The 10,850-nt window shown below is 32.2% G+C and carries 9 protein-coding genes and 2 pseudogenes; 2 read left to right on the top strand and 9 right to left on the bottom strand.

The features are described 5' to 3' along the window. Window positions 1–27 precede the first annotated feature (27 nt). Both radC and mutY read right to left on the bottom strand, forming a co-directional pair. Window positions 28–705, bottom strand: a complete 678-nt coding sequence (gene radC / locus ACHAJD_RS09300) for a RadC family protein (protein ID WP_435585591.1) — start codon at window positions 703–705, stop codon at window positions 28–30. A gap of 43 nt (window positions 706–748) precedes the next feature. Then, the gene (gene mutY / locus ACHAJD_RS09295) at window positions 749–1,786 is read right to left on the bottom strand and encodes an A/G-specific adenine glycosylase (protein WP_435585590.1); all 1,038 of its coding nucleotides are present in this window, start codon (window positions 1,784–1,786) and stop codon (window positions 749–751) included. A gap of 101 nt (window positions 1,787–1,887) precedes the next feature. Here mutY and ACHAJD_RS09290 point away from each other — a divergent pair, with 101 nt between their 5' ends. After that, window positions 1,888–3,084, top strand: coding sequence for a M28 family metallopeptidase (locus tag ACHAJD_RS09290; protein WP_435585589.1), 1,197 nt, complete (start codon window positions 1,888–1,890; stop codon window positions 3,082–3,084). A gap of 24 nt (window positions 3,085–3,108) precedes the next feature. On the opposite strand, the gene ACHAJD_RS09285 is transcribed toward ACHAJD_RS09290, so the two are convergent. Beyond that, entirely contained in the window at window positions 3,109–3,546 is a 438-nt protein-coding gene (locus ACHAJD_RS09285) for a rhodanese-like domain-containing protein (RefSeq protein ID WP_435585588.1), read from the bottom strand. A gap of 65 nt (window positions 3,547–3,611) precedes the next feature. Continuing rightward, window positions 3,612–4,997: a phospholipase D-like domain-containing protein gene (locus tag ACHAJD_RS09280; RefSeq protein WP_435585587.1), complete on the bottom strand. Its 1,386-nt coding sequence runs from the start codon at window positions 4,995–4,997 to the stop codon at window positions 3,612–3,614. A 163-nt stretch (window positions 4,998–5,160) separates the two neighbouring features. On the opposite strand from ACHAJD_RS09280, the gene ACHAJD_RS09275 reads away from it, so the two are divergent. Next, window positions 5,161–6,771 (top strand): DEAD/DEAH box helicase, encoded by a 1,611-nt coding sequence (locus tag ACHAJD_RS09275; protein ID WP_435585586.1) that lies wholly within the window; start codon window positions 5,161–5,163, stop codon window positions 6,769–6,771. Between the two features lie 40 nt (window positions 6,772–6,811). On the opposite strand, the gene ACHAJD_RS09270 is transcribed toward ACHAJD_RS09275, so the two are convergent. The 5 genes and pseudogenes from ACHAJD_RS09270 to ACHAJD_RS09250 form a co-directional block, all read right to left on the bottom strand. Then, window positions 6,812–7,531, bottom strand: a complete 720-nt coding sequence (locus tag ACHAJD_RS09270) for a hypothetical protein (protein WP_435585593.1) — start codon at window positions 7,529–7,531, stop codon at window positions 6,812–6,814. 78 nt (window positions 7,532–7,609) lie between these two features. Beyond that, window positions 7,610–7,708, bottom strand: a pseudogene (locus ACHAJD_RS09265) (IS1 family transposase); the annotation flags it as partial. Between the two features lie 257 nt (window positions 7,709–7,965). After that, window positions 7,966–8,685, bottom strand: coding sequence for a hypothetical protein (locus ACHAJD_RS09260; protein ID WP_435585593.1), 720 nt, complete (start codon window positions 8,683–8,685; stop codon window positions 7,966–7,968). Between the two features lie 78 nt (window positions 8,686–8,763). After that, window positions 8,764–8,862, bottom strand: a pseudogene (locus tag ACHAJD_RS09255) (IS1 family transposase); the annotation flags it as partial. A 290-nt stretch (window positions 8,863–9,152) separates the two neighbouring features. Then, complete coding sequence (locus ACHAJD_RS09250; protein ID WP_435585592.1) at window positions 9,153–10,847, bottom strand: M3 family oligoendopeptidase; 1,695 nt, start codon at window positions 10,845–10,847, stop codon at window positions 9,153–9,155. Between the last annotated feature and the right edge of the window lie 3 nt (window positions 10,848–10,850).

Raw genomic sequence — 10,850 nt, 5'->3', positions numbered from 1 at the left:
TTATATCATAAATACAATATTTGTCTACTAAAATTGTTTATGTTCTCTAAATGAGTAATAGCGTCCTTTTCCGATAATAATATGATCAACAACTTCAATATCCATAACCTTTCCGTTTTCAACCATCATCTTTGTAATTTTGATATCACTGTTAGAAGGTGTTGGGTCTCCAGATGGATGATTGTGCACAATTATAATGCTAGCAGCACTTAATGTAACTGCGTGTTTGAACACTTCTCTTGGATGAACAATCGCACTACTTAATGAGCCCATAAATAATAGTTGCTTTTTAATGAGTTTACCTTTTATGTCTAAATATAAAGCATAAAACATTTCTTGATTTAACATCTCTAAATCAGTTTTTAAATAGTCAAAAACATATTTGGGATTAGTTAAAGCAATTGAATGATTGAACGATTCTTCTTGCAATCTTTTTCCAAGTTCTAAAGCAGCTAAAAGTTGAATTGCTTTAACTGTTCCCATGCCCTTTAATCTTGAAAGTTCTTTTACACTAGTTTGATTAACCGCTTTTAATGAAGCGTATTTGTAAAGAACATTTTTTGAAACCTCAATCACTGATAAATCTTTCGTTCCCGTCCTTAATATGATCGCAATCAGCTCATGATTTGATAAAGCTTCTTTGCCATAATGCATAAACCTTTCACGTGGACGTTCTTTATAAGGCATTTCCTTTATTAAATACATCGCACACCTCGTTTATTTGATTAATACGAGAAATCATGATGGATTACTTTTTTAGCTTTTCAAGAATTTTTATGTGTGCCTTACTCATTGCAGTAGGAATGTCATTGGTTGGGATAAGATTTAAGTGTTTATTAGTTTGTACGCTAACTTTATATACATTTAAAAGCCATATTTTATGCGTGAAAATATGCTTTATCTCAAACAACTTTTCAGTTTCAGTGACTAAAACATTATACGTTTGCATAAACTCTATAGATGCTTGCTTTAAATCTTTCGTTTCAAATTGAGGAAACTCTAGCATGTTTGCTAAAAGACCATCACCAGGACGTTTATTTAAAAGAACATGAGATGCATCATCCATAACAACAAAAACAATATATTCTTCAGTAACTTTAGCTTTTGCCTTTTCTTTATAAGGATAGAGATTTATTTGATTGTTGTTAAAGGCAAAACAATGTTTACTAACAGGACACCATTCACATTTAGGTGTTTTCTGACATACTAATGCGCCAAGTTCCATCATCCCTTGTGTAAAGTCACTTGGATTTTCGTGAATGATAAGTGTTTGAACTTCATTTTCTATCTCACGCATATGGGTGGTTTTAGTGATATCCTTATCATATGCTGTTATACGGCTCATCACACGCATAACATTGCCATCAACGGCTGGTGTTGGCTTTAAAAATGCAATTGAGTGGATTGCACCTGCAGTATATCTACCAATCCCTTTTAATTTTCTAATGGATTCGATATCTGAAGGAAAAACACCATTATGCTCATCACGTACAATTTTAGCAGTTTCATGTAAATATGCAGCACGTCTATAATAGCCTAAACCTTCCCAAAGTTTTAACACATCAGCCATTGGAGCGTTGGCCAACTCAGTAATGGTTGGGTACTTGCTTATAAAACGTTCATAATAAGGTAAAACAGTGTCCATTTGAGTTTGTTGCAACATCATTTCACTTAAATAGATTTTATAAGGATCGTTGGTTTTTCTAAAAGGTAGATTACGTTTATTAAGGCGATACCAGTTAGAAAGTTCGTTAGCGAACTGTATCTTATTCTTTATTTTTCTCATTTTATCACCACAATTCATAGTAGTATTCTATCATACCGTGTAAATATTTAGACAGTCTTTTACATTGAACGTGATAAAATGATAATTAAGAGGTGATACTATTGAAAAAGAACGATGAAATCAGAACTTTGCGTAAAAAAGTCTTTGCGTTAACAAAAGAAATGATTAATAAGTTTGGTCCAAGACTCGCAGGAACCCAATCATCAATCGCTTGTTCAGAAAAAATCTATGAAGAAATGGCTTTGTTTGCGAATCATGTTGAAAAACAACCTTTTAAAGTTCATAAAGGAGCATTTTTAGGATGGATTCGTTGGTTAGTTGTTGCTTATTTGATAGGCATTGCTTTGTTGTGGTTAGATTATCCAATGTTTGTCTACTTGTTAAGTGGCATTAGTCTTTTGTTATTAATCTTTCAGTTTATTTTATATTTTCCAATTTTTGATTGGTTTTATCTTAGAAAACCTGCTCAAAATATCATTGGAACGATCACACCTACTAAAGAAATTAAGCAAACAGTTATTATTAGTGGACATCATGACAGTGCAAGAATATTTAATTTTTTTATCCACCAACCAAAGCTTTACAACCTACGTGTAACAGGAAGCATTTTGTTTATACTGTTAATGTTCGTATTTAGTTTGTTTATCGATTTAGTTCCCGAGGCATCATTTTTGATATTATTAATGAAGATTACTTTATCGGTAGGTATATTATTGATTGTGCAAATGTGGTTTTTTGCATCAAGTAAAGGAACACCTGGTGCTGGCGATAATTTAATGGCTAGTAACATTGCCGTCGTGTTAGGTGAGCATTTTAGTCAAAATCCTTTAACCCATACAGAAATTAAAATGATTAGTTTTGATGCTGAGGAAGAAGGGTTACGTGGCGCACATGCTTATGCAAAAAAATATAAAGATTCATTTTCTAAACACCCAACTTTTATGTTAAATGCAGATTGCTTGTATGATGAAAAAGAGCTCTTCTTCTTAACCACTGATATTAATGGATCGGTAGCACTTAATAAAGAACTTGCACTTGAACTTCAAAAAATCGCTAAGTCTATTGATATCAAAACTAAAGTGAAACCTATTGCATTTTTAACAGGTGGGACTGATGCTGCAGAACTTGCGAAAAAAGGTGTCATTGCAACCACTCTAATCGGTATGAGTTGGACAAATCAATCACGTTCTAACGTCTATCACACACCACTTGACACACCTGATGCTGTAACTAAACGTGTTATTGAATCAACAATTAACATTTTTAAAACTTACATTGAAACCCTTGATAAAAAATAAAAAGGTTTAGCTTCAGCTAAACCTTTAATTTGTTATAAGATTACTACCTCGGTAATCAATAATTCCACCTACATTATGAATATCTTCGTAACCTAAATGCTTTAATGCTTGATAAACGTATTCTGAACGGTTTCCAGATCTACACATAATGTAAATTGTTTTTGATTCATCAAATAGTTCCCTTAATGCACTCGCACGCCAAATATCATTTGGTGTAAATCTCCAGCCGTTTGAACGAACCAATATGCCTTCGACCTCTAAAATCTCATAAAATGGTAAAATAGTAAAGCCATCAATATAGCCAAACTCTTCAACCTCATCAAAACTACGTAAATCAATATATATCGCATTTTCTTTATTTAAATGCTTATCTATATTTTGCATAGTCACTGGTTTACTTGAACAAGCAGCAATTAATAGGGTAATCACAATTAACAAATTTAGTAATAAAACTTTCTTCATAATGGCCTCCATAATTCGTGTACATACTAATAATAACTTTTTAGTAAAATTTCTGCAACTAATTTTTATAATAAATCATTAAATAGTAATCCAATTGGTTTTAAGAAAAATAAAATGAGTTTACGAGTGATACTTGAATCTTGAAAATCATCAGGATCACCCAAATAGTTGCCACTAGATGTTACTTGAAAACTTTGGTTAATATAATCATTAAGGTATGATTTGGTTTGGGCATTAAAATCTTGCGAATAAATAACAACAACACTTTCTGTACTTAGAAATGCACTTCGTGGATCCATATTTAATGAACCTATAACAGTAATATCATCACCGAAAACAAATGTTTTAGCATGAATGTTCATGTCACCTTGATACTCATATAAATTTGCATTTGATGCAAGGCTGTTTCGATAGTTTAAATACCCACTAACAGCTAACACATTTTGGTTTGTGTGCATACTATTTGTAAGGAAAGTGATGTTTTCAGTGTTAAAATCTCTTAAAATAGCGATTAAAGGCTTGTTGAAGACAATGTAGGGGCTTTGAATGATGATTGAATCGTAATCTTTAGATAAATCAACTAGTGCGTTAAAAATGACAGGTTCTTTATGCATTCTGTTCAAAGGACTTCTTAAAAAGGTTATATTATCAACTAAAATGGCTTCATTACTTACTTTTTCAAGTGTTAAGTTAAAGTCTTTGTTTTGTATATAGTCATGATATTTATCTAAATACTTGCTTTCATTCATGATAATTGACTGTGTTTTAACCGTATGTGAATAGGCACTGTTAAACAGTTCTTCATAATACGTTTGCATGTCATCTACCGCTTGAATTCTAGCATCTCCAAAGATTAGAACATCTCTATCCATAGTTGCTTCATTTGGACTTTCCATCTCAAAATAATAGCGATTACCAATATTTCTACCCCCAATAATGCCGTAATGTGCATCAACGATTATCAGTTTATCGTGTAACCTGTTTTGCATACTGTGAACTAAAAAGATATTAATTGGTTCATAATATTTGATTTCAATGTTTTCGTGGTTATTTAGTGTTTGAATACCTTCAAAATCACTAAGAATCCCACCTTCAATAAATCCATCAATGATAAACCTAACTTGAACACCTCTATTTGCGGCTTCGATTAATGCGCCATAAAAGATATCTTTTGCCTCGTCATTATGTACGGCGTAATAAGAAACATCAACCGATACTTCTGCTTCTTTTATAAGCGCAAGCCTTATATCAAACGCTTCTAATCTTTCTTCCATTAAATAAGCATACTGAATATTGCCAGTGACTTCTTTAAAAAGTGAGCTATCATAAGCTAGATCTGTTGGTTGAGGTTGATACACCTTGAAAACTAACCCACCAAAAATAATGAAGTAAAAAAATAACACATAAATAGTAAAACTCAATCCTACCATGACTTTTTTAATGATTTTCAATTGCATCACCTCTTTTCCAATTACTGTTAATTATACTAAATATACCCTTATTTTACACTATATTAGAATAATAACGCTTTAATTACAAATAAAAGATAATATTGATTGACATTTAACTGTAGCGTGTTATAATCAATTGTTTTGAGTCAAGAAAGGAACAAATATGACACACGCAAATCCATTTATTGAAAAGGCCATTACAGAAATGGGCTTTCAAACTTTTACAGAAATACAGCTAAAAACAATGCCTCTAATTGAACAAGGTTTAGATATTATAGGACATTCACAAACAGGTACAGGAAAAACCGCTGCTTTCGCACTTCCAATTTTACAAGGTATTGATCCGTTCAGTCCTAACATTCAAGCGATTATCTTATGCCCTACTAGAGAACTAGCTGTACAAGTAAAAAACGCTTTTGATACATTTTCTAAATATATGCCGTCTATTAAGACAATTGCTATATATGGTGGAGAATCAATTCAAAAACAAATTAATGCACTAAAAAAGAAACCACAAATCATCGTTAGTACTCCTGGTAGAACGATTGATCACATTAACCGTAAACTTGTCCGTTTAGATTTTATAAAGTACTTTGTACTTGATGAAGCCGATGAAATGTTAAATATGGGCTTCAAAGAAGATATTGAAATCATACTAGAAACGGCAAACAAAGAAAGACAAACGATTATGTTCTCGGCTACAATGCCTAGACCAATCCTTGCCTTATCTCAAAAATATATGAACGACCCAAAACATATTACGGTAGTGCCATCAGATCAGACTAATAAAAATATTTCGCAATATGTTTATCACGTTCAGGAAAAAAATAAAATTGAAGCGATTAAACGCTTACTAACGGTATATAATCCAACTTTATCATTAGTGTTCTGTAACACGAAAAATAAAGTGGACCAAGTAATGGAATTACTTACAAAAGAAGGTTATAGCGTCGATAAAATTCATGGCGACTTACCTCAAACTAAACGTTTAGAAACTCTAAACAAATTCCACAAAAGACAATTAGATATCCTAGTCGCAACAGATGTTGCAGCACGTGGTTTAGATATCAAAAATGTTGATGCAGTTTATAATTACGATGTACCAGAGAAAAGTGATTATTATGTTCACCGTATTGGTAGAACAGGACGCGTTGACAGAAAAGGTTACGCATTTACACTTGCAACAAAAAAAGATCTTTACACAATTAAAGATATCGAGAAATTTTCTCAAGCTGAGATTACAAAACGTGAATTACCTACACTTGACAATGTTTTAAACATTGCTATGCAAAATGAATTCTCACGTATTGAAGCCCTTATTACATCTAATAAACATCTTCAATATAAATCAATCGCAAAAGAACTCGTAAAATTTTATGATGCAGAAAACGTTGTAGCGGCTTTACTTGCAAAAGAAGTCACGATTGAAAATTCAGATAATATTAACGAAGATTTTTCAAGAAATACAACGACTACTAGAGGACCAAAAGGTAAATCTAATGATAGAAATACTTCAAATTCTCGCAGATCATCTTCAGGCGCATCTGTTAAATACTCAATTAATGTCGGTTCAAAATTAGGCCTAACACCTAAAAAGTTTGTCAGTCTTTTACAAGATAGAACAAAGTTAAAGAATAACCACATAAATGATGTTAACATCACTTATCAAAAATCATTTTTCTCAATTGATAAAAAGCATGTACCAATGATTGAAAATAGTTTAAAATCAATTCGTTATGAAGGTAAACCAGTAACCATTCAAAAAGCAAACTAATGTTTGCTTTTTTTTCTGACGGTTGGTGAAAAGTGTGGGATTACCGGATGTTTTCCAATATATCAGTAATTCCTTTATCGCTTAAGTAGTTTCTGTATTTTATATTTTTGCTACTGTTCTTTACTTGGGAGTATAGTTCGTTTAATATATCGTTTTTATTTTTTATTATTCCTGTTTTGTTGCTACCTCTAACTAAATGATTATACCTGTATACAAAAAAGTTTAGGTAGTGCTGTAAGTATTTTAGTTTATATCCAGCATGTTTAAACAAATATCTTTTTAAACTACTGTGTAATGAATCAACTAACTCTGTTGAGAAGTTATCTATCCCAACTTTCCTTGGATTCACCTTTGTCACAGAATACTGATTCATAAATTGGACTTGTTTAGGATTACCATCATGAATAAAAGCTTTTACTTGGCCCATATTCATATTGAATAGTCGTTTGTAATCTTCAGGTTGCGCTGTTGCTCTAGAAGATACTTTCGCAACGCACTCACCTTTTAAACTGATCATTGTAATTATGCACAACTGATTAAACGACAGTCCTCTAATGTTTTTGCCATCAGGACGCACTATTTTATAAGGTTTTTCTTTAATACTAATAAATGTTTCATCAATTAATATGGTACCTGAAAGTTTTATTTTTTCTTGATAATGCTCAATCGCATGAAAAACTAAGTATCGATAGTAGTGAGCTGTTTTAACGTCGATTTTTAAGTTTCTTGCAGCGACTTCTAAAGTGACGTCATCGATCATATAACCAATGAACTTCTTGAATAGAGTCTTTCCATGTTTTAAATACGTGAGTGGTGTGTAATTTGAAAGGAATGTTTTACAACAGTACTTACATTTATAACGCTGAGTTCCTTTAGATGTTTTCCCGTGCTTATGAGCTATTCCACCACAAAACTTACAAAATATTTTTTTAGACATAATACGTTCCTATACTATAAAAGCGAGCACTACACCCCAAGGAACGTCGCCAAACAATTCAAAGGGTATAGTACTCGCTTTTATAGTTCCTTTATCGAATTGTTTGGCACTTTAATTATACCATAATATGTCTGTATAAACTTGTGATGAAATACAAATGTGAGTTAAGCTCTTAATTAATATGTTTGCTGGCATTTAATCCCACACTTTTCACCAACCGTCAGAAAAAAAACTGACGGTTGGTGAAAAGTGTGGGATTACCGGATGTTTTCCAATATATCAGTAATTCCTTTATCGCTTAAGTAGTTTCTGTATTTTATATTTTTGCTACTGTTCTTTACTTGGGAGTATAGTTCGTTTAATATATCGTTTTTATTTTTTATTATTCCTGTTTTGTTGCTACCTCTAACTAAATGATTATACCTGTATACAAAAAAGTTTAGGTAGTGCTGTAAGTATTTTAGTTTATATCCAGCATGTTTAAACAAATATCTTTTTAAACTACTGTGTAATGAATCAACTAACTCTGTTGAGAAGTTATCTATCCCAACTTTCCTTGGATTCACCTTTGTCACAGAATACTGATTCATAAATTGGACTTGTTTAGGATTACCATCATGAATAAAAGCTTTTACTTGGCCCATATTCATATTGAATAGTCGTTTGTAATCTTCAGGTTGCGCTGTTGCTCTAGAAGATACTTTCGCAACGCACTCACCTTTTAAACTGATCATTGTAATTATGCACAACTGATTAAACGACAGTCCTCTAATGTTTTTGCCATCAGGACGCACTATTTTATAAGGTTTTTCTTTAATACTAATAAATGTTTCATCAATTAATATGGTACCTGAAAGTTTTATTTTTTCTTGATAATGCTCAATCGCATGAAAAACTAAGTATCGATAGTAGTGAGCTGTTTTAACGTCGATTTTTAAGTTTCTTGCAGCGACTTCTAAAGTGACGTCATCGATCATATAACCAATGAACTTCTTGAATAGAGTCTTTCCATGTTTTAAATACGTGAGTGGTGTGTAATTTGAAAGGAATGTTTTACAACAGTACTTACATTTATAACGCTGAGTTCCTTTAGATGTTTTCCCGTGCTTATGAGCTATTCCACCACAAAACTTACAAAATATTTTTTTAGACATAATACGTTCCTATACTATAAAAGCGAGCACTACACCCCAAGGAACGTCGCCAAACAATTCAAAGGGTATAGTACTCGCTTTTATAGTTCCTTTATCGAATTGTTTGGCACTTTAATTATACCATAATATGTCTGTATAAACTTGTGATGAAATACAAATGTGAGTTAAGCTCTTAATTAATATGTTTGCTGGCATTTAATCCCACACTTTTCACCAACCGTCAGTTTTTTTTTAATAAAAAGCCCTATTATTTTGTAAACACAAAATAATATAGGGCTCTTTTTTATCGTTTATAACTTAGTATCGTCAACCGAGTCTAAATATGCTTTAATTTTAGGAACGGTTTTTGCAATAGTTCCATCTTCAAATGGATTTTTTAATCCTGCAAGTTTAATAAGTCCAACAAATGGTTTTGAACCACCTGCTTGACATAGTTTTACATAAGAGTTCCATGCTTCTTCATGGTTTTCTTGATCTCTTACCCAGTATTGGAATGCACAAACTTGTGCCAAAGTATAGTCTATGTAATAAAATGGTGCACTAAAAATATGACCTTGTCTAAACCAAAATCCACCACGTTCTAAGAAGTCATCATTATCATATTGTTTATATGGTAAGTATTTTTTTTCAATTTCTCTCCATAATGATTTTCTTTCATCTGGTGTTAGGTTTGGATTTGCATAAATTTCATGTTGGAACTCATCTACTGCAACACCATAAGGTATAAATGTTAAAGAACCTGATAAATGTGAAAACTTGTATTTTTCAGTGTCCTCTTCAAAGAATAGATTAATCCAAGGCCAAGCAAAGAACTCCATACTCATTGAATGAATTTCACTTGCTTCAAGTGTGGCCCACAAGTATTCTGGAACTTCGTGGTGTCTACTGCTAAATACTTGAAACGCATGACCAGCCTCATGAGTTAACACATCAACATCATGCTTAGTGCCGTTAAAGTTCGCAAAGATAAAGGGTGATTGATAATTTGGTATATAAGTACAATATCCACCACCGGCTTTTCCTTTTTTAGCTTCTAAGTCCATTAGGTTTTTATCTAACATAAATTCAAAGAATGTACGGGTTTCATCGCTCATTTCACTATACATTTTATGGGCGCGTTCAACCATCCAATCCTTACCGCCTTTAGGGGTTGGATTACCAGATAAGAAATCTAATGATAAATCATAACTCATCATGTTTTTAATCCCTAGACGTTCACCTTTTCTATCAACTAGTTCTTGAACCAATGGTACGATGTTTTCTAATACTTGCTTACGGTAATTTGCGACTTCTTCTTTACCATAATCAAGACGACCTAATCTGTCATAAGCAAGTTCAGTAAATGATGGATAGCCTAGTTTTTCAGCGGTTTCTACACGAATCTTAACCAGTTTGTCATAAAGTTCATCAAGGGTTTTTTCATTTTCAGAAAACCAGTTAGATACCGCACTGCTTGCGTTTTTTCTCATTGCTCTATCTTTACTTTGAGCAAATGGTGCCATTTGACTTAAATTGCGTTTTTCGCCTTCAAAATCAATTTCAGCTCCTGCTAAAAGTTTTTGATAAGCACTTGTAAGTTTGTTTTCTTCTTGAAGTAATGGTAATATCTCATCTTTAAATGTTTTTAATGATTGTTCTGCTTGATCAAACAATAACGTTCCTTTTCTTTCTTTTAATGCATCCGCAAATGTTGCATTAGTTAATGCTTTATAATACAGATTATTAAGTTGTGAAAATATTGGTGAATTTTCATTAAAGAATTCTTCTTCTTTGTCATAAAACTCATCTTTTGTGTCAATAGTATGTCTTACTGAAGCTAAAGTGTGCATGGTATTAAAATTAAATCTTAATTGATTGATGGTATCCATAGCTGCTTCTTGTGCATCCACAGTATTTGCATTGATAAACTGATCAAGTGCCGCTGTGAATTCTGCTTTAAACGCCTCCATATCAGGACGTTTATAAACGTAATCTTGAAACTTCATATA

Source organism: Liberiplasma polymorphum (assembly GCF_043951795.1).
GTDB classification, from domain to species: domain Bacteria; phylum Bacillota_I; class Bacilli_A; order Izemoplasmatales; family Izemoplasmataceae; genus Liberiplasma; species Liberiplasma polymorphum.
The sequence above is the reverse complement of the archived record's forward strand: the minus strand, read 5'-3'. Positions and strand labels throughout refer to the sequence as shown.

Excerpts from the sequence above, each read along its gene's own strand:
- radC (WP_435585591.1), bottom strand. The coding sequence starts at position 705 with ATGTATTTAATAAAGGAAATGCCTTATAAAGAACGTCCACGTGAAAGG.
- mutY (WP_435585590.1), bottom strand. The coding sequence starts at position 1,786 with ATGAGAAAAATAAAGAATAAGATACAGTTCGCTAACGAACTTTCTAAC.
- ACHAJD_RS09285 (WP_435585588.1), bottom strand. The coding sequence starts at position 3,546 with ATGAAGAAAGTTTTATTACTAAATTTGTTAATTGTGATTACCCTATTA.
- ACHAJD_RS09275 (WP_435585586.1), top strand. The coding sequence starts at position 5,161 with ATGACACACGCAAATCCATTTATTGAAAAGGCCATTACAGAAATGGGC.
- ACHAJD_RS09270 (WP_435585593.1), bottom strand. The coding sequence starts at position 7,531 with ATGATCGATGACGTCACTTTAGAAGTCGCTGCAAGAAACTTAAAAATC.
- ACHAJD_RS09260 (WP_435585593.1), bottom strand. The coding sequence starts at position 8,685 with ATGATCGATGACGTCACTTTAGAAGTCGCTGCAAGAAACTTAAAAATC.
- ACHAJD_RS09250 (WP_435585592.1), bottom strand. The coding sequence starts at position 10,847 with ATGAAGTTTCAAGATTACGTTTATAAACGTCCTGATATGGAGGCGTTT.